The organism is Marinilactibacillus piezotolerans (assembly GCF_900169305.1).
Classification (GTDB): domain Bacteria; phylum Bacillota; class Bacilli; order Lactobacillales; family Carnobacteriaceae_A; genus Marinilactibacillus; species Marinilactibacillus piezotolerans_A.
Window position 1 is genome coordinate 789,484 of the sequence record NZ_FWDP01000004.1, and the last position, 18,520, is coordinate 808,003.

Annotated in this window: 17 protein-coding genes; 5 read left to right on the top strand and 12 right to left on the bottom strand. The window is 41.6% G+C overall.

What is annotated here, in order from left to right:
- Positions 1 to 74: 74 nt before the first annotated feature.
- The 4 genes from B6F02_RS07610 to B6F02_RS07625 form a co-directional block, all read right to left on the bottom strand.
- Positions 75 to 620, bottom strand: coding sequence for a metal-dependent hydrolase (locus tag B6F02_RS07610; RefSeq protein ID WP_080146761.1), 546 nt, complete (start codon positions 618 to 620; stop codon positions 75 to 77).
- A 34-nt stretch (positions 621 to 654) separates the two neighbouring features.
- Positions 655 to 1,731 (bottom strand): acyltransferase, encoded by a 1,077-nt coding sequence (locus B6F02_RS07615; RefSeq protein WP_080146762.1) that lies wholly within the window; start codon positions 1,729 to 1,731, stop codon positions 655 to 657.
- A gap of 242 nt (positions 1,732 to 1,973) precedes the next feature.
- Positions 1,974 to 2,729, bottom strand: coding sequence for a type I methionyl aminopeptidase (map, locus tag B6F02_RS07620; protein ID WP_080146763.1), 756 nt, complete (start codon positions 2,727 to 2,729; stop codon positions 1,974 to 1,976).
- Between the two features lie 112 nt (positions 2,730 to 2,841).
- The gene (locus B6F02_RS07625; RefSeq protein ID WP_080146764.1) at positions 2,842 to 3,459 is read right to left on the bottom strand and encodes a hypothetical protein; all 618 of its coding nucleotides are present in this window, start codon (positions 3,457 to 3,459) and stop codon (positions 2,842 to 2,844) included.
- A 255-nt stretch (positions 3,460 to 3,714) separates the two neighbouring features.
- Between B6F02_RS07625 and B6F02_RS07630 the strand changes: the two genes are divergently transcribed.
- From B6F02_RS07630 to B6F02_RS07645, 4 genes are all read left to right on the top strand, one after another.
- Complete coding sequence (locus B6F02_RS07630) at positions 3,715 to 4,662, top strand: NADP-dependent oxidoreductase (protein WP_080146765.1); 948 nt, start codon at positions 3,715 to 3,717, stop codon at positions 4,660 to 4,662.
- A 265-nt stretch (positions 4,663 to 4,927) separates the two neighbouring features.
- A complete protein-coding gene (locus tag B6F02_RS07635; RefSeq protein WP_080146766.1) occupies positions 4,928 to 5,182 on the top strand; it encodes a kinase to dihydroxyacetone kinase in 255 nt (84 codons plus the stop codon).
- 152 nt (positions 5,183 to 5,334) lie between these two features.
- Positions 5,335 to 5,793, top strand: coding sequence for a flavodoxin (locus B6F02_RS07640; RefSeq protein WP_143745250.1), 459 nt, complete (start codon positions 5,335 to 5,337; stop codon positions 5,791 to 5,793).
- 125 nt (positions 5,794 to 5,918) lie between these two features.
- On the top strand, positions 5,919 to 6,764 hold the full coding sequence (locus B6F02_RS07645; protein WP_080146768.1) for an aldo/keto reductase: 846 nt from the start codon (positions 5,919 to 5,921) through the stop codon (positions 6,762 to 6,764).
- A 794-nt stretch (positions 6,765 to 7,558) separates the two neighbouring features.
- On the opposite strand, the gene B6F02_RS07650 is transcribed toward B6F02_RS07645, so the two are convergent.
- The 5 genes from B6F02_RS07650 to B6F02_RS07670 form a co-directional block, all read right to left on the bottom strand.
- Positions 7,559 to 10,306, bottom strand: a complete 2,748-nt coding sequence (locus B6F02_RS07650; RefSeq protein WP_080146769.1) for a YfhO family protein — start codon at positions 10,304 to 10,306, stop codon at positions 7,559 to 7,561.
- Between the two features lies 1 nt (position 10,307).
- Complete coding sequence (locus B6F02_RS07655) at positions 10,308 to 10,727, bottom strand: GtrA family protein (protein ID WP_080146770.1); 420 nt, start codon at positions 10,725 to 10,727, stop codon at positions 10,308 to 10,310.
- Positions 10,724 to 11,740, bottom strand: a complete 1,017-nt coding sequence (locus B6F02_RS07660; RefSeq protein WP_080146771.1) for a glycosyltransferase family 2 protein — start codon at positions 11,738 to 11,740, stop codon at positions 10,724 to 10,726. The genes B6F02_RS07655 and B6F02_RS07660 overlap by 4 nt, the downstream gene beginning before the upstream one ends.
- Before the next feature lie 33 nt (positions 11,741 to 11,773).
- The gene (locus tag B6F02_RS07665; protein ID WP_080146772.1) at positions 11,774 to 12,805 is read right to left on the bottom strand and encodes an NADH:flavin oxidoreductase/NADH oxidase; all 1,032 of its coding nucleotides are present in this window, start codon (positions 12,803 to 12,805) and stop codon (positions 11,774 to 11,776) included.
- Positions 12,806 to 12,988: 183 nt separating this feature from the next.
- The gene (locus B6F02_RS07670; protein WP_080146773.1) at positions 12,989 to 13,549 is read right to left on the bottom strand and encodes a TetR/AcrR family transcriptional regulator; all 561 of its coding nucleotides are present in this window, start codon (positions 13,547 to 13,549) and stop codon (positions 12,989 to 12,991) included.
- A gap of 368 nt (positions 13,550 to 13,917) precedes the next feature.
- Between B6F02_RS07670 and B6F02_RS07675 the strand changes: the two genes are divergently transcribed.
- On the top strand, positions 13,918 to 15,156 hold the full coding sequence (locus B6F02_RS07675) for an aminopeptidase (RefSeq protein ID WP_080146774.1): 1,239 nt from the start codon (positions 13,918 to 13,920) through the stop codon (positions 15,154 to 15,156).
- Between the two features lie 57 nt (positions 15,157 to 15,213).
- Here B6F02_RS07675 and B6F02_RS07680 read toward each other — a convergent pair whose 3' ends face one another.
- From B6F02_RS07680 to B6F02_RS10945, 3 genes are all read right to left on the bottom strand, one after another.
- A complete protein-coding gene (locus tag B6F02_RS07680; protein ID WP_080146775.1) occupies positions 15,214 to 15,678 on the bottom strand; it encodes a GNAT family N-acetyltransferase in 465 nt (154 codons plus the stop codon).
- Between the two features lie 113 nt (positions 15,679 to 15,791).
- The gene (locus tag B6F02_RS10940) at positions 15,792 to 17,429 is read right to left on the bottom strand and encodes a glycoside hydrolase family 13 protein (protein WP_143745252.1); all 1,638 of its coding nucleotides are present in this window, start codon (positions 17,427 to 17,429) and stop codon (positions 15,792 to 15,794) included.
- Between the two features lie 12 nt (positions 17,430 to 17,441).
- The gene (locus B6F02_RS10945) at positions 17,442 to 18,422 is read right to left on the bottom strand and encodes a LacI family DNA-binding transcriptional regulator (RefSeq protein ID WP_256864669.1); all 981 of its coding nucleotides are present in this window, start codon (positions 18,420 to 18,422) and stop codon (positions 17,442 to 17,444) included.
- Positions 18,423 to 18,520: the final 98 nt, after the last annotated feature.

Below are 18,520 nucleotides of genomic sequence, written 5' to 3' on the forward strand. Positions count from 1 at the left end.
ACAAATACCCGCTTACATCATTGGTATAGAGCCATTCGAAAAACCCTTTCAGTATACAGTTATGCCGGCTTTCGTCAATCGAACAGGCGGCTCAGCCAGCCTTCAAGAGAAACAGGAAGCAGTGTGCCGAATTCTAACGGTGAAAAATGATACAGGATCGCTAGAATTGACAAAATAAAAATCAGCTGTTCCACTATACTGCCGGTGCTATAGTAAATGAGGTTGAAGCCGGATTGGAATCTTTTCTTGGAAAGAGGCTGCAGCCAGGAGATGCCTTTTTTGGAGAAGGAGTCTTCGACTAGATGCGCAAAGTAGCCTAGACAGAAACAGAAAGCCAGGTTCTCGGAGAACCCGAATGCTTCTGCGAGTGCATATGCACCAGCGCCCATCAGCAGCAATCCCACGATACTGTGCGTGAGTCCGCGGTGCCCGAAGATGGATTTGAAGCTGTGACTGACGCCGGTCAGTCTTCTTCCGATATAGGAATTCGGCTCGTCGATGTCGGGAAATACTGCACCGACGGCGAGCAAAGAAAGACTTCCAACGGTTAGTGCATCGTTGGAAGTCATGTACGGCAGCGAGACGGCGAAGGTCGTTGCCAGATGTGTTTTGTAATTCAATTGATTTTTCTCCTTAATACTTTGAAGTTGTGATTTATTTAGAAGGTATCTTCCATTGGCCTAAATTTAACAGACGGCTGCCTTGTTTCCAGAAGCGCATTAGAACCCAGATGATACCATAACTGATGCCGCCGACCAGCAGCGCGAGTGCAGGAATCGAAAAAACAATTGGAAAAAGCGTTGTATTGATTCCAGCATCCCAAATCAAATCTCGAGTCAGCACATGCACGAGATAGATTCCAAAAGAATATTTTGATATATGGACAATGACGTTTTGAATCGGCTTTTTCAGCTCCAAATCCTGCATAGCATATTTTGCAAAAACAAATGTCCCGACGGCTGCGAAAAAGACATTTGGTGTCAAGTACTCATAAAACAGCGAGTACATTTCTCCATCCATCATCGTTCTGATGGACGTTCCGATAATGGTGACGGCAAAGCCGATGCCGGCAAGCACATACAATACAGTTCGCCATTTCTTAGATAAAGCAATCTTGTGCAGGACATATCCAGCCACAAAATAGCCTGCATAGCCGAGTGTAATGTCTACATTCAGCCCATTGTCCACCACTGTGTCTGTTGATCGCACCGGAAATTGGTTGATCGTAGGAATCAGTATGCCCACAACGAAGCTGAGCAGTAAGAAATAGATGGTCAACTGCCTGTCTCGCGTAATCGGTCTTAAGAAAGGGACGATCACATAGATTTCTGTCAAACGGTAAAGAAACCATAAGTGAAAATAGCCCTGAACAATTTCCAATACGGTTCGGTCTACTTCTTCTACTAAGACAGTTGGATCAGGTTCTGGAAAACTGTTAAAAACAACATATATCACTGACCAGAATACAAAAGCACGGACAAGCCGCCAGATATATTTTGTATACATTTGTTTAGGTTCGATCTTTTTTTCTGGATCCAGAAAAAACATACCGCTGACCATAAATAACAGCGGGACACAAATTCTTGAAATCCCATTTAATAGATTCATCCACTGCCACTGAAAAGTATCAATTTCGTAGCGGTGTGTATCCTTAGAGATAATATGAATGAAGATGACCATAACGATCGCCAGAATCCTTAAGACATCCGCATACCATACGCGCTGCTTCATTTGTTCATTCCTCTCAACCGTTTTGTTTCTTCTATCATATCAAATAATGTAAAAGAACCCTTTTCGGAACGCTTGTTTTGTAACCATTCTGCTTAAAAACAAGAAAATCCAGAAGCCGCCGTATCATGACCGCTGAATTCGGCTATGATGCTGCGTACTCCCAGATTTCCAGATATTAATGGAGTTGATGGATATGATCGAGTGGATATGATCGAATGTTTATTATCGAATGTATCCGCTGATTATTCGCCTTGTTGTTTGGTCAAAATTCTTGGACCCTCTTTTGTAATGGCAATCGTATGCTCGTACTGGCAGCTTAATCCGCCATCTTGGGTACGGGCTGTCCAGCCATTGTTGTCCATTTTAGATTTCCATGTTCCGGTATTGACCATGGGCTCGATTGTAATGACCAAACCTTCTTTCAGGCGCATGCCTTTCCCAGCTTGTCCGTAATGCGGAACACTTGGTCCTTCATGCAGTGTGGGTCCAATGCCGTGTCCAATAAATTCACGGACAATTGAAAAGCCTTCTGCTTCAACATAGGTTTGGATCGCATGTCCAATGTCGCCGATCCGGTTGCCAAGTTGTGCTGCTTCGATTCCTTTATATAAAGCTTCCAAAGTCACGTCCATCAGTTTCTTTACTTCATCAGTGGATTCTCCAACGGCATAGCTCCAGCAAGAATCGGATAAAGCACCATTTAAATTAATGACCATATCCACTTTGATCAAGTCGCCTTTTTTCAGCTTTTGGCTTCTGGGAAATCCGTGGCAGATCTCGTCATTGACACTGACACAGGTCGCATACTCGTATCCTTCAAAGCCTTTTTGCTCAGCGATCGCGCCGTGTTCTTCGATCAGTTTTTCAACGTACTGATCAATATCAGTTCCAGTAATGCCTGGTTTGATAAAGGTTCTCAGTTTTTCGTGGATATCTGCCAAGACGTCTCCTGACTTATCCATCGCTTCTATTTCTCTGGGTGATTTCAATGTAATCACGTCATCAGTCCCCTTAAACATTTAGATTATTCTCTATTATACCGAAAAAACGTTCAGTTCGGAACCATCATTCTTTCAAAATGAGAAGTTGTTCATTTGCGGCAGCAGTATGCTAATCAAGATACTCTAACGTCAGATCTACTTCTTGATTGTTGAAAAATGCCTGTGTCAAAGGTTTGTGCAGCGAGTTAGATGGGACTAAAGCTACCAGGTTCTGTACGTATCCCAGGTCAGAAAAGACAGGAATGATGTCGGAAGAAAGACCAACCTTCTCCTCTGACTCACTATCAAAATAAAGGCCGGAATCATTTATATCTTCAGTAACAAATGGCGTCATTCCGCCATCAGCGCCGAAGCTTTCATAAGCTGCCTCAGAGATCAGGATCAAGTCATACTCGCCCGCTGTCAGCTGTGCAAAAAAGCGCTCTGACATCTGTCCTGTCGGCGTTGCCGTAACGAGAACGTCTCCTTCAACTGTTTCTGTTTCTAGTTCTGAACTGACTTCTTCTTGTAGCGCTTGTATTTGCGGATCAGATAAGGCTGGTCCTAAAATACCCACATGATAGCCGACTTGCGGTCGCCCAAACCACTGAAATCCCATATAAATAATAAAAAATACCAGCAGTATCCCGCCAATCACATGCCATTTATAATATTCCCAAAAGTAAGTCAGTTTTTCTTTGAAAGGGTCATCTGATTGCAAGATTTCTTTTGCTTTTGTCTTCGCCATTATGTACATCCTTTTCCATCTTTTTACCGTTAAGAGTTATCCGCTTTCATTTTACCACATTCTCTCTTTTAGAGAAACCAGTGAGAAGATGGTGAAGACTGTAATTTGATTTTGCACAATTTAATTTGTATACTTGCTACTGAATGCAAATGATTTAAGGTCCTATTGATTTTTGATATGCTTGATTTAGAATTGAAAACAACTCAAAAACAATGAGATCGAATATCATTCTATTAAAGAAAGAAGGACGAATAAATGAAAGCTATTGTTATCGAAGAATATGGTTCTGCGGATCAATTAGTAGAACGCGATCTTCCAACTCCTGAAATCAAAGACGATCAAGTACTGGTCGAGCTTTACGCTACTTCTATCAATCCGATCGACTGGAAAATGCGTGCAGGCTATTTAGCCCAAATGCTTGATTATGAATTTCCGATTATTTTAGGCTGGGATGCTGCGGGAATCGTTAAAGAAGTCGGTTCAGCGGTAAAAAACTATCAAGTCGGCGATCGTGTCTTCTCCAGACCTGAGACAAATCCGAGAGGGACATACGCAGAGTATATTGCAATAGACGAAAATCTGTTAGCTCCCCTTCCTAAAGGTGTCTCTTTTGAAGAAGCCGCTTCTGTGCCTTTGGTTGGACAAACAGCGTGGACAGCGCTTGTCGAACTTGCGAAAATAAAAGCTGGCGATAAAGTCCTGATTCATGCTGGAGCCGGCGGTGTAGGCAGCCTGGCTATTCAGATTGCTAAGCATTTCGGTGCTGCTGTGGCTTCTACTGCCAGCGAGGATAATGAAGATTACCTGAAAGACTTAGGCGTAGATGTATTCATTGATTACAAAAAGCAAGATTTTGAAAAAGAATTAGCTGATTATGATATCGTCTTTGATACCATGGGTGGCGACATTCAGGAAAAAAGCTTCAATGTCTTGAAAGAAGGCGGCATTCTGGTCTCTATTACAGGACAACCTAATCAAGCGCTTGCTGAAAGCAAAGGCATCAGAACAGCTTATTTCTTCCTGGAACCGGATGGTGCACGTCTTGCTAAACTAGGAGAATTGATGGAGAGCGGCGCAATGAAACCGACAATTGGCAGCCAGTTCCCTTTCTCAGAAAACGGTTTGCGTGAGGCGCACCGATTAAGTGAAACCCACCATGCAAAAGGAAAAATCGTCATTAATATTAAAACCCCTTCCTCCTGATGAATTTGATCGGGCTATTTTCCATTTTGCAATTGAGGGCTGGTTTTCTTTCGTTATTTTTAGAAAGCTGCTTCTTTTTATTTGCTTTTTCTCTTAAAACCAACTAAGTTATAGAAGTATTTAAATCGTACTTATTACGCTTTTATACTTTACTACAGTAACCCTTTTAAGCTCCTTTTTGACTTATCTAGTCTAGTGACAAGGTGCTTAAAAGATGACTAAGTACTGAATGCTTGCTTATTTGATTACGTTAAGGAGAAGGATTATGGATACAGATTATAGATATGACACGCAATTATTGATTGAAGGAGAAAATCTTTCTGAGGATAACATTTTCGATCATATAAAAAATACGTTTGAAGGCGACAGCTTGCTGGCTGTCGGCGATGAATCGCTGGTCAAGATTCATTATCATACAAACAGACCTTGGGAGATTCTAGAGTACTGCTCTACTCTCGGAGAGATTTTTGATATTGTGGTGGAAGATATGTTCCGCCAGTCTAAAGGACTAAAAGGTTAATGTAATATCGGCATCTACTGCTTTAATGCAGTAGGTGTTTTTTATTGTGTGCTTGCTTTTTTTAAGGTGGATTCTTTGCTATACTATTTAAATGAATAGTGAAATAAATGGACGTTTAATGAAATAATTGGTGTACAGAAAGGATGACAAGCGTGCCTAAAGTAATGATCGTTTATGCCAGCTTGACAGGCAATACGGAAGAATGTGCTGAGATTTTAGAATCAGCTTTTGAAGAATTAGGTGCAGAAGTCGAGTTGGTGGAAAGTTTTTCTGCTGATCCAGAAGACTTTTTAGATATGGATATTGTGATCGTTGGGACGTATACGTACGGAACGGATGCTGATCTGCCGGATGAGATCGTTGACTTTTATGAAGAATTGGAAGAAGTCGACTTGACGGGTAAAATCTACGGAACGTTTGGCTCCGGCGATACATTCTATGAGAAATACTGCAAGTCGGTGGATGATTTTAGTGATCAGTTCGAGAAGGCGGGTGCAATCAAAGGTGCCGAGAGTGTAAAAGTCGACTTGGATCCGGAGCAGCCGGATATTGAAAATCTCCAAGCGTTTGCGAAGGCATTGTGCGAAGCACACGAGAATCAAGGGGTATAATTGTTTTGAAACTGGTGTTGTGGAGCGGATCTCTGTGATGCCGGTTTTTTTATTCGCACTCTTTTGTATGTTTGTGTATACTTTTAGTTAGTGACTTACTTTAAATATGGAAAGAGGTTTGTGTTATGTCGTTAACGGACACTTATAAGTTAAAGAATGGTGTGGAGATTCCGGTTGTTGGTTTTGGGACTTGGCAGTCTTCTGAGGAGGATGCTGAGCAGTCTGTGCTTTGGGCGCTGGATGCTGGATATCGTCATATTGATACGGCTGCTGCTTATCGCAATGAGGCGGGTGTTGGTCGCGCGCTTAAGAAGAGCGGTTTGAAGCGTGAAGAAATTTTTGTGACGACGAAGCTCAGCAACAAGGAGCATGGTTATGAGGAAGCGAAACAGGCGATTGAGGATTCTTTGAGCAAGCTGGATTGCGAGTATATTGATTTGTACTTGATTCACTGGCCGAATCCTATTAAATATCGCGATAACTGGAAGGAAGCGAATGCTGAAAGCTGGCGTGCGATGGAAGAAGCGGTTGAAGCGGGTAAAATCCGTGCTTTAGGTGTTTCCAATTTCCATGGCCATCATTTAGATGCATTGGCTGAAACGGCTAAGATCGAGCCTACACTGAATCAGATTCTATTGAACCCAAGCGATATGCAGCCGGAAGTGGTTCAGTATAACAAGGATCACGGTATTGTATCTGAGGCATACAGCCCGCTGGGTACTGGTAAGATTTTTGAGGTTGAAGAGTTGAAGGAATTGGCTGCGAAGTATGATAAGTCGATTGCTCAGCTTGTGTTGCGCTGGAGCCTGCAACATGGATTCTTGCCGCTGCCTAAGTCTGTTCATGAGGAACGTGTGCGCGAGAATGCGGATATTTTTGACTTTGAAATTTCTGAAGAAGATATGAAGCAGATCGATGCTTTGAAAGGCCGTGCTGGTGAAGCTGCGGATCCTGATCAAACTCAATTTTAATTGATTTATGTTCGGTTGAAATGAAATTTGGGAAGTCGCTTTGGGCGGAAGACGGTTTGTCTTTTGTCTGAGGCGGCTTTTTTGTTTAGGGGCTGGTGGTTTTAAGTTGGACTGGTGGATTCTCGGCCTGGTGCCGAGAATATTGTCGTTATTAATCTGTTTTGATTAGGTATTTTGAGGACTGAGCGTTCTATTTGGCAGGTTCTTTTGAAATGTGTCGCTGAATAGGGATCGGATTCGTCATCTTATTCCGGTTTCTTTCATTTATCTCGCTGAATAACGACCTAATTCGGCGACTTATTTCGATTCTTTCCATTTATCTTACTAAATAATCCTCCAATTCGACGACTTATTTTGAATCTTCCTTTTTATCTCACTGAATAACGACCTGATTCGACATCTTATTTTGAATTTTTCTTTTTATCTCACTGAATAGGCCTTCAATTCGACACCTTATTCTGAATTTTACTTTTTATCTCGCCGAATAACGACCTAATTCGGCGACTTATCCTGATTCTCCCCTTTTATCTCGCTGAATAACGACCTAATTCGGCGACTTATCCTGATTCTCCCCTTTTATCTCGCTGAATAGTGCCCTTATTCGATATCTTATCCTAATCCGTCCCACCTATCTCTTTAAATGGCAATTCAACTCACATCAGCTTTAAAAGTCTATCTTCTTTAACAAAGAATAGTTTCTCTAACAGGCAAACGCTCTAACTAAAAAAGCCGCTCTCAGTCTGATTCAGCAGTTTCGTGCTGATCAGCCGAGAGCGGCTTCGAACGTTTTTCAATTATCTTTTCCGCTTAGCTGACAGAATGTTTATAGCAAGCAGAATCAATCCTACTGCTGAGATAACTGCGCCGGCGATGAGCCATGGTGTTCTGTATTCAAGTTGAATTTCATTGTCACCTTCAACCACCGGGATACCGATAAAGCCGAGATTTGCTTTGACGATCTCAACTGGTTCTCCATTCCGCTCAGCGTGCCAGCCTTCTGAGTAAGGAATCGTAGTGACCAGTATTTCGTTCCCCTGGCTTGTGACGGAACCTGCTACTGTTTGGCTGCCGAACGTCGAGATCTCTAGAGCATTTTCGTTTTTCTTTTGAGCTTCTGCAGCGATCTCTGCTTCGTCGATCGGTTTAGCAAATAAGTCTATGGGCCCGACAGTATAGATACCAGGCCGATTTAAATTCACTGTGACAGTTTCGTCTGTCGCTGCTTCTACGTAGCCCATATTGATCAGAATCGTTTCTCGTCTGAAATAAGAACTGAAGCTGTAGCGGTCAGATTGGTAGATACTTTTACTGATGTCCCCATACTCTGCTGTCAGATGATAATTGGTCGGCTGCCTCAGTAAGGGATTTTCATCCAGCGGGTCGTATCGCAAACCGCTTGCACGAACATAGAGTTCTGAGCCAACCACAGCTTCAGGAGAGTCGATTGTTAACGTCATATTGATCTCGCCAGATTCTGAAACAATTTGCTTATCAAAAATGTCTGTTGTAGGCGTTTCTTCAGAAATGGTTAATTCATAAGGCACTTTTAAAATAGTTGGTTCTTGTTCAATTCCCTCCAACTCCGAGTTGCTCACAACTTCTTCATCCAGTACAGCATTTTCAGATAAAACAGCTTCTTTTTCCAGTGCATTATACTGTTCAAAAACTTCTGCTGTTACTGCACTGTCTTCAAGGTAAGCGAGCGGTGCTGCGTAGTCGGTTTGTGCTCTGACAAACCCGTTTTCAGTCTCTACTATCTCATAACCGAATGGAATGTAGGCTGCTTTTTCCGTTTCCGTAATAATTGTGTCAATGCCCAGCAGACGATTGATGCCGCTTCGATCATCAATCCCGCCGCGCAATGGTTGAATAATTTGATAGCCGCTGGTTTCAATAGCCTGAGCCAATTCGGACAGAGCCCCATTTGAAACAGAAAGATAGGAATTCAAGCCCATTTCATCCAGATAAATGAATTGATTTTTTATCTGATTGTCTTTTGACGTTACGCCGATTCGGTTGATTTTTTTAGAAGCCGCTGAAGCCGCTGAACTGGCTGAATCGTCTGTTGAGTCTTCTAGATCGCCGAGTGCTTCTCTATAAGAGGTTTCTGCTGTTCCAAGCTCCACGACCTGTCCGGCCATATTATCTCCAAACGGATAATAGAAAAAGACGGCATTGGAAATCATATTCAAGCATACTAAGCCAAGCAGGATTATATTCAGCTGCTGACCTTTAAAGCGATTTGAGAACAATGCAAACCACATCAGCCAGCCAAACAGCAGCGGAATCAGCATGTAAAACGTTAGGTGATTTCGAATGAACAAGGCCAAACAGGCTATGCCCGTATAGATGACCAAAAACCATTTCACCTTTTTACGAGCATTCAAAACCAGATCAGTCTGCCGGTCAATCAAGTAACCACCGGCGAGTGCCATGTAAAAGGCAAAGACGAAGGAAAATCGATTATAAGGTCCGGACAGTCCATTCATCAGGGAGCCTAAAAGTGGAAACAGCAGCAAGACTCCTAAAATGATTAGAACGACCTTTACATAACGAGTCTGATGATCTTTTTTCAAAGAAAACAATGCGATAAACGACAACAGTGAAAAACCGCCGATAGTCCAGAAATAGCTTCCCGGCGCAATCGCATGCTTAATGAGCGCAACATAATATTCCAGCGGGTAAATCCATAAGTTGATTTCTACGCCGCCCGGACTTCTGGACGAGTGGAGAAACCCATAGACCATGGGTAAAAACAAGACTGCCGCAATCATCAAACCGACTAAGTACGCATACACTGTCTTCATAAATAAGCTGAAAAATGATTTAAAGGAGTGTTCTTCTTTCATTGTAAAATAGCGCACCATAGCATAGATAAAAATCAGAATCGTCAGTTTATAGAAAAAATAGAAATTACTGAAAGCACTGACGGCTACTGCCAGCATGAAAAAAGTACTGGATTCTTTTCGCAAGATTTTTTCAGCACCCAAGCATAACAGCGGGTACCAGATCAACGCTAGAATAAAGAACGGATGACGGGACATATTGAAGATGCCATAGTTTGCAAATGCATAAAGAATGGCTCCGGTCAATCCGGCAGAATGAGAAAAATTCATTTTTCTAGCAAAGAACAAAAAGACTGCACCTGCGCTCCAGACTCTGACGAAACTGAGAAGGTGAAAAGCGAATTCGCTCCAAGATGGCGGAAATAGTAAACCTAAGTAAATAAAGGGATCTCCGATAACGTAATAGCCATAAGACTGGATGACATCGGCACCCATGCTGATCGACCAGTCCCATAACGGAAATCCATCACCACTGAGTAAGCCGCGCAGCTTTTCAAGGTAATCGCCAAAAATCAGAAAATGCTGTGTCAAACCGTCACTTGTCCAGATAAAGGAAGCATCGAGCACTAAAAAGTAAGCAGAAAAAATTGCAGCCATCATGACTATAAAAATAGCGGTATAAATCCACAAGGTTTTTAAGCTGATCTGCTGGTTAATAGCCAAATCCGCTTGATTCGTTTGTTTGGTCTGATTCATTTTACCCCTCTTCCTGTTTGAAAATGAACAGTTTGCTGAAGGCGTAATTCACGACCACAACGATAAATTGAGTAATGATTTTAGAAATATTGGTATCGATCGTCAAAAAGTCTACTAAAATAAACATACTCAGCATATCAAAAAGTCCGGACACTAGACGGAATCCGACAAAAAGATAAAACTCGCGGAACGCTTCTTTAGTCGAGGTCGAAGTGGATTTAAAGACGTACTTTTTATTGGTCACAAAAGCGAATAGAATCGCTGCAATAATAGATATAGCGTTGGCAAATAAATAGGGTGTATCCAGTAAAGTGTCGAAGACATAAAATACGCCGATATTCACAATTGTCGCTAGAACGCCAAAGAATAGATAGTCTATTACTTCTTGATATTTAAAGTATAAGGATTTGATTTGCTTCATAAAAGAGATTCGTCCTTTTCATTCTTTTCATCCACTGATTTATCAGTTGGAGTGACTTCTATTTCATCCGTAGTCTTTTGCTCATTTTCTATGGAAGATTCTCTTGTAAAATAAGGCGGTCTGCCTTTCGTTTCTACAAACACTCTGCCAAGATATTCTCCGATGACTCCCAATGAAATCAACTGGATTCCGCCTAAGAACAAAATTGCGGCCAGTAAAGTCGGATAGCCGGCAGCATTTGTTCCAAACAGCAGTGTCTTCGTAATTTCGACCGCTAAAAAAATAAAAGCTAAAAAGGAAATGATGAACCCGATATAGGACCAGATTTTCAGCGGAACGGTACTGTAAGAAGTAACGCCATCCATCGCCAATTTAAACAGCTTGCTCCATTTCCACTTGGTTACGCCGGCTGCTCGTTCTTCTGCATAGTATGAGATTTCTTTTTTCTTGAAGCCGATCCATCCGTACATGCCTTTTGTATATCGCTCGGATTCTCTAAGCTGCCTTAAAGCTACTACACACTTTTTGTCCAGCAATCTAAAGTCACCGGCTTGTGGAAAGACTTTTTCAGGCGTCATTTTTTGTACGAGTTTATAATAGAGTTTGGATGTCAAGACTTTTAGGAAAGTCTCTCCTTCTCTTTTTTTACGCACAGCGTACACGTCTTCATAACCTTGTTCCCACCAGCTGATCATTTCCTGCATCACTTCCGGCGGGTGCTGCAGATCGGCATCAATAATGACGACACCATCTCCTGTTACATGGTCAAATCCGGCCAGCATCGCCGTTTCTTTTCCATAGTTTCTGGATAAGTCCACATACTGCATCCGCTGATCTTGCTGATTCAATTCTCGTAATAATTCCAACGTGCGGTCAGAGCTGCCGTCATTGACAAATAAAAACTCAAATTCATACTGGCTGATCGTTTCACTGACCGTATTCAACCGCTCGACCAGCTGCGGGAGTACTTCTTCCTCGTTGTATGCAGGAATAATAACAGAAATCTTTTTCATCATGTTTCCTCAATTCTACTCAGTACCCTTTTTTTATTCGTTAAATCCGCGTCCATAAGAATGATTATAGGGTACATAGTTTTTATCATGTAATGCTTTTGCGGCAAATGCCGGCCAGTTCGGATTTCTTAATAACGGTCTGCCGAGCGAAATTAAATCTGCTTGCCCATCTTCCAGAATATAATTGGCCAAGCTTGGATCGCCTAGTTTTCCGACTGTTGAAATAAATAGGTTTGAACGCTCTTTAAACCGTTTGGCATATTGTGTCTGGTATCCAGGATAAATACTGTCAGGACGTTTGGGCAGTAAGCCTCCGGTCGAGACATCGACTGCATCAACAGATAATGTTTCAAGCCATTGATTCATCTGATCAAACTCTTCTAAAGTTGTACTGTTCTCATCATAGTCACTGGCAGAAAATCTGACCCAGACGCTGCCTTGAAATACAGACTTCACAGCAAGCAGCACTTCTTTCAGTAATCGGAAGCGGTTTTCCAGTGTCTGCGGTCCATACTCATCTGTTCTCTGATTGGTAAGCGGTGAGATGAACTGATTGATCAGGTAGCCGTGTGCTGCGTGTACTTGAATAACGTCAAATCCGGCTTCTTGCGCTCTTGCCGCACTGTTTTTGAAATCTTGGATGATTTTTTCGATTCCTTCAGCAGTCAGTGCATTCGGTGTATGGTACTGGGCGCTGTAAGCTAGTGCACTCGGGGCAACCAAATCTTCTGCATCTTCAGCTTTTCTCCCAGCGTGAGCCAATTGAATACCGGCTTTGCTGCCTAATTCATGTAAAACTCTGACCAGCGTTTTTAGTTTATCTGTCTGCTGATCACTATAAATACCCAAATCCTGATCGGTAATGCGGCCTTCCGGAGAAACGGCTGATGCTTCTAGGATAATCAAACTTGCTCCTCCGATTGCACGGCTGGCATAGTGGGCTTCGTGGAAAGGCGTTAGGACGCCATCTTCTTTATGTACAGCATACATACACATGGGCGCCATCACGATCCGGTTTTTCAAGTTCAGCTTTCCCAATTGCAGCGGTTCAAATAATTTTGCCATTTTAACTTCTCCTATCTCGTAACTCTATCAATAGCTATTCTATCACGTTCAGTAATCTTCAATGGATTAATTTGTCTTTTCATTAAAAAACTATTATTTGCTTATGCGTTTTTTTACTCTCAAACTATAGAAAAAACCAAAAAAAGAAGACAACTCTAATCTAGTTAGAATTGTCTTCTTTTTTCATTGTACCTGTTTGTTCCAAAGCTTAGTGGTCATATCAATGATCGCCTGTACTTTTTGGCTGATTTCTTCTTCATTGTACACCAACTGACCCTGTGCTACCAGCATAGCAACACCATGGATAACCGGCCACAATATATCCAGCAGCTCTTGCAGACTTGCATCATCCCAAACATTCAGTTCTTTATTTAAAAGTCCTTTAATGGCTTCATAAGAGAATGCATGCAATTCGACCGCTTGCAGTTCACGATCCATAAAAATTGCTGAAAATAGTGTCGGTTCTTCTTTTGCAAATAGAATATACTTTTTGCATACAGAAGTCAGATCAGATTGCGGAGTGTTAACCATAAAGATTTCTTCAGCTAAATACTGCTTAATATAGTCAAGCAGTCCAACTTTAAGATCATCCATATTTTTAAATTCTTTATAGATGGGTTGCGTTGAAGAATTCATCTTGATTGCAATTTGTCTAGCGGTAAATTGCTTAAACCCGCTTGTTCTGAGAAGCTCCATAGAAGCATCTAAGATATTCTCTCTCAAAATCGTTCGTTGTCTTGGCACCTTCCTATCTCCCTCAATTCATATTTTCAACCTTGCCTAGTTGACAATAGATAGTAGTATAACATACTTAACATCTATTGAAAAGACAGTATGTATCCTTTAAATACAGTATACTAAAAAACAAAAGTTATTAAAATACTGATATTCAAGCCTTTATATAACATATGTTATTATACGAATTGGAATTAATCTCGTCATAACTATTATTTTTGAATAGTTAGATAGTAACAAAAATTTAAAAATCAATGCTAAATTCAACCTAAAAGAATCTAGTCTGCTTTCTCAGACTCGGACATTCTCGCACTGTTTATTAAAATATGCTATTATATAAAATGAGGTATAAATATTCATTACAGGAGGATATTACAATGAGTTTAGAAAATTTTAACAATTTATTACAGAAATACGCTAATTTAATCGTCACTACTGGTGTCAATGTTCAAGACAGTCACACTGTCGTATTGAGCATTGATGTTGAACAAGCTCCGCTTGCGCGTATGATTACTGAAGCTGCTTATAAAAAAGGCGCAAAAGAAGTGATCGTCAAATGGGCTGACGACAGCATCACTCGTTCAAAATTCCAATATGCTCCCGAAGAAGTCTTGACTGACGTTCCTCAGTACCGAATTGATGAAAGTTTGGATCACATTGAAAAAGGGGCAAGCCGTATTAGTGTCCGCTCTTCTGACCCAGATTCATTAAAAGGATTAGACAGTTCTAAAATCGCTGCTGCACAAGCGGCATTAGGAAAAGCATTATCTGAACAGAGAAAAGCAACTCAATCCAATAAAGTCAGCTGGCTGGTTGCTGCAGCTGCTGGAGAAGCATGGGCTGCAAAAGTATTTCCGGACTTAGAGTCGACTGAAGAACAACTAGATGCTCTTTGGGACGCTATTTTTAAAGCCGTCCACTTATATGATGAAGACCCAATCAAAACTTGGGAAGAAAAAGACAAAACGCTAGAAGCAAAAGCTGAAGAGTTGAATAAAGAACAATTTGTTGCCCTTCATTATACTGCTCCGGGCACTGACTTGACTGTCGGATTGCCTAAAGGTCACCGCTGGGAAGGTGCTGGAAGCTTAAACGCTCGCGGAGAACGCTTCATGGCGAATATGCCGACTGAAGAAGTCTTCACTGCTCCAGATGCTAACCGTGTTGATGGGGTTGTTGTTTCAACGAAACCTCTAAGCTATGCTGGAAATATCATTGAAGGCATGGAATTCCACTTTAAAGATGGAAAAGTTGAAAAAGTAACAGCGAAAAACGGCGAAGACGTGATTACTAAACTGGTCGATACGGACGAAGGCTCTGCTCGTTTAGGCGAAGTTGCCTTAGTACCGGATGCTTCTCCAATTTCTCAATCAGGATTGACATTCTTCAATACATTATTTGATGAGAATGCTTCTAACCACTTTGCATTAGGGTCTGCTTACGCGTTCAACCTGCAAGGCGGAACAGAAATGTCTGAAGAAGAACTTAAGGCTGCCGGACTAAATCGTTCTGACGTACACGTTGATTTCATGGTGGGATCAAATGAAATGGATATTGATGGTATACGTGAAGATGGTACTCGCGTTCCAGTATTCCGTAAAGGTGCTTGGGCATAATCACTATAAGATGAACAAGATGACTAAATGAAAAAGAGATAGCTGCTTTCTAAGCGGCTATCTCTTTTTCACTTTATAAACCATAACGTGCTCCCCATTGTCCTCATCTATGATCCCAGTCTTTGTAAAGCCTGCTTTCTTGTATAATTGTTCTGCCTGCTGATTTTCCGGTTCGATGCTCAAAACAATGTCCTTTACTGGCCAATTCTGCTGGATATAGTTAAGTATTTTAGTTAAAAAGAGCGATCCGTAGCCTTTTCCTTGATGCTGACTGTCAATCATATACCGGTCCAGCCAAATGTAGCCTTTTTCTTGATGGAAGGCACCGATCATAGCAAATCCCACTGGATAGGCATCTACATATAAACCATAAGTTGACCAAGCAAACCGGGTTTCGTAGACTGCTTCAAGCATAGATTCTGTATTCGGAGCAACGAATGACGCTTGATGCGGATGAGGTTTCAGCTCTGCAATGGCTCGCCAGTTATCCTCAGTTACTGGACGGATTGATAATGTATCCACTTTGTTCTCCCTTTACTGTCGATTTAGTCATTGACTATTTCTTTGGCTCTATCCATTCTATGGTATCACAAAAAAGACAGCACTTCAGCGCTGTCTTTTTACTATCATGCCGTCTAGTTTTCATTAGACTCTACTTTAACGACAAAGGCTTCATATGGCGCTAATGTCAGTTCATTCAAGTCATATTCCGAGCGATCATAGTTTGCGATCATCGGTATATTAGGTGTTGATGTTTCTGCTAGGGAACAGCGAATCGTTTCAGGACTGAAATTCGCTGTGACTAACCAGGTTTCTCCTTCAAATTCTCGTTCATATGCAAAGATATGTGGATGATCCTTCAGCAGCAGTTTAAAAGTACCTTTTACGATAATCGGATGCTCTTTGCGCAAGTGGATCAGTTTCTGGTACGTATAAAAAACGGACTGCTCGTCATTTACCGCTGCTTGGACATTGATCTCAGAAGTATTTGGGTTTACGGTCATCCACGGCTCTCCATCAGTAAAGCCGCCGTTTTGGCCTGCCGTCCACTGCATTGGTGTACGGGCATTATCTCTTCCTTTTGCATTGATGGTTTCCATAATCTCCGCTTCAGTCCAGCCTTCAGCTAATTTTTCTTCATAGAGATTCAGACTTTCGATATCCTGTGCTTGATCAATCTGTTGAATCGGATAATTGGTCATTCCGATTTCTTCCCCTTGATAAATATATGGTGTTCCTTTCATCATATGCAGCAGAATCGCCAGCATTTTCGCACTTTCTACACTAAAAGTTTGATCATCTCCAAATCTTGAAACAATCCTCGGAGTATCATGATTGTTCCAGAATAAACTGTTCCAAGTCGTTTCCGGCAGTTGCGTCTGCCATTTATTGAAAACCTGTTTAAATTCAGGCAAATCCAATGATTTTAACTGCCATTTTGACGTATTCGGCTGTTCATCCAGCATTAAATGTTCGAACTGAAACATCATATTCAGCTCTTTACTTGATTCATCCGCGAATAATGGGGCTGTCTCTGGCGTTACAACCCAACTTTCTCCAACGGTCATAACATCATAATGCTCAAACGTCTCTCGTCGCATTTCTTTTAGAAATTCATGCAGTCTGGGACCGTTCCCTGTGATCTGGTTGTCCGCATCCTTTCCGAGCAAATCGATCACATCCATTCGGAAGCCGCCGATGCCTTTATCCAGCCAGCGGTTCATCATCTGATAGATGTCCTTTCGCATTTGTTCATTTTCCCAATTTAAATCAGGCTGTTTTTTACTGAAAAGGTGAAGATAGTACTGATTTGTTTGCGGTTCATATTTCCATGCTGACCCGCTGAAAGCCGACCGCAGTTCATTCGGCGCTTTCCCATTCACCGGGTCTCTCCAGATGTAATAGTCACGGTAAGGACTGTCTATATTGGATTTTGCAGACTGAAACCAGGCATGTTCGTCGGATGTATGATTCACGACGAGATCCATAACAATGCGGATACCGCGTTCTTTTGCTTCATCGATCAGCTGTTCCATGTCTTCCATCGTTCCAAACTCAGGATGGATTGCCTCGTAGTCGCTAATATCATAGCCGTTATCATCATTTGGCGATGCATAAACCGGACTTAGCCAAATCACATCCACACCTAGTGTCTGTAAGTAATCCAGACGCTGGATGATTCCTGGGATATCTCCGATGCCGTCTCCATTCGAATCTTGAAAACTTCTAGGATAAATCTGATAAACAACTGCTTCTTTCCACCAAGTCATCATAAGCTCCTTTTCTTAATAGGGAAATTTGGTTGAAATCAAGGTATGTTCTATTTTTTGACCATTCAGCATTTTATACAAAGTATTCATGCCGACTGCTCCCCATTCTCTTTTTGAGTAGGCAACACTTTTGATCGGCGGAGTGATGTAGCGGCTGACGAGCAGATCATCAAAGCCGGTTATCCTTACTTGTTCTCCAAGCTTATAGGGTGTGTGACTAAAGTAATTATGAGCACCGATGCCCATTTCATCATTCAAGGCTAAAATTTCAATGTTGTCCAGCTTATGCTGTTTTGCTTCTTTTTCAATCTCGCGAGCCGCTTGAAACCCTGATATCTCAGTAAATTCCCCTTTATATATACGGAACTGTTTGCCAATTCTGGATATTTCCTGGGTAGCAGCTTCTAACCGTTCTTTTGTATCGAAATTTCCTTTTGGACCGCTGATAATTTCTATCGTTTCCGCTGGAGACTGTTTCAAATGCTGAACCGCTTCGCGGATCCCTTTTTTATTATCTAAAAGGACCTGACGAATATTGGGATGATCAAGCTGTCGATCTAATACGACGATCGAATGCCCCGCATTTGCATATTCAAGCAATTGCTCGTCATGGTAATACCAGTCCATTACGATAATCCCATCGATCATTCCTTGAGGAAGAAACAATCTAGAACGCTCTCCTGAACAGGCGATGATATCATACTGCAGTTCTCGTGCCATGTGCTGAATCCCGTCCAGCAATTCACCATAGAAACTTCCGCTGTAACTGGAAAGATATACACCGATAATATTATTTTTTTTATTCCGCAAGTTCTGACCTGCGCGGTTTGGAACATAATTCATATTTTTAGCTATCGTTAAAATGCGATCCCTTGTTTTTTCACTTACTCTGGGACTTCCATTCAACGCATAGGAAACGGTGGATATGGAGACGTTGGCTTTTTTAGCAATATCTTTGATTCCTACCATATGGCTTACCTTACTTTCTTTTTTCATTCTTAGTTTCTATTGTATCTGCAAAAGAAAGGCTTTACAAGATAATATAAAAGCCTAATTTGGATCCAGCTTCATTTTAAGATGGACGAGAAAGGTCT

Bases quoted from the DNA above. Each gene is read 5' to 3' on its own strand.
- B6F02_RS07615 (WP_080146762.1), bottom strand. From the start codon at position 1,731: ATGAAGCAGCGCGTATGGTATGCGGATGTCTTAAGGATTCTGGCGATC.
- B6F02_RS07625 (WP_080146764.1), bottom strand. From the start codon at position 3,459: ATGGCGAAGACAAAAGCAAAAGAAATCTTGCAATCAGATGACCCTTTC.
- B6F02_RS07630 (WP_080146765.1), top strand. From the start codon at position 3,715: ATGAAAGCTATTGTTATCGAAGAATATGGTTCTGCGGATCAATTAGTA.
- B6F02_RS07635 (WP_080146766.1), top strand. From the start codon at position 4,928: ATGGATACAGATTATAGATATGACACGCAATTATTGATTGAAGGAGAA.
- B6F02_RS07645 (WP_080146768.1), top strand. From the start codon at position 5,919: ATGTCGTTAACGGACACTTATAAGTTAAAGAATGGTGTGGAGATTCCG.
- B6F02_RS07650 (WP_080146769.1), bottom strand. From the start codon at position 10,306: ATGAATCAGACCAAACAAACGAATCAAGCGGATTTGGCTATTAACCAG.
- B6F02_RS07655 (WP_080146770.1), bottom strand. From the start codon at position 10,727: ATGAAGCAAATCAAATCCTTATACTTTAAATATCAAGAAGTAATAGAC.
- B6F02_RS07660 (WP_080146771.1), bottom strand. From the start codon at position 11,740: ATGAAAAAGATTTCTGTTATTATTCCTGCATACAACGAGGAAGAAGTA.
- B6F02_RS07665 (WP_080146772.1), bottom strand. From the start codon at position 12,805: ATGGCAAAATTATTTGAACCGCTGCAATTGGGAAAGCTGAACTTGAAA.
- B6F02_RS07675 (WP_080146774.1), top strand. From the start codon at position 13,918: ATGAGTTTAGAAAATTTTAACAATTTATTACAGAAATACGCTAATTTA.
- B6F02_RS10940 (WP_143745252.1), bottom strand. From the start codon at position 17,429: ATGATGACTTGGTGGAAAGAAGCAGTTGTTTATCAGATTTATCCTAGA.
- B6F02_RS10945 (WP_256864669.1), bottom strand. From the start codon at position 18,422: ATGAAAAAAGAAAGTAAGGTAAGCCATATGGTAGGAATCAAAGATATT.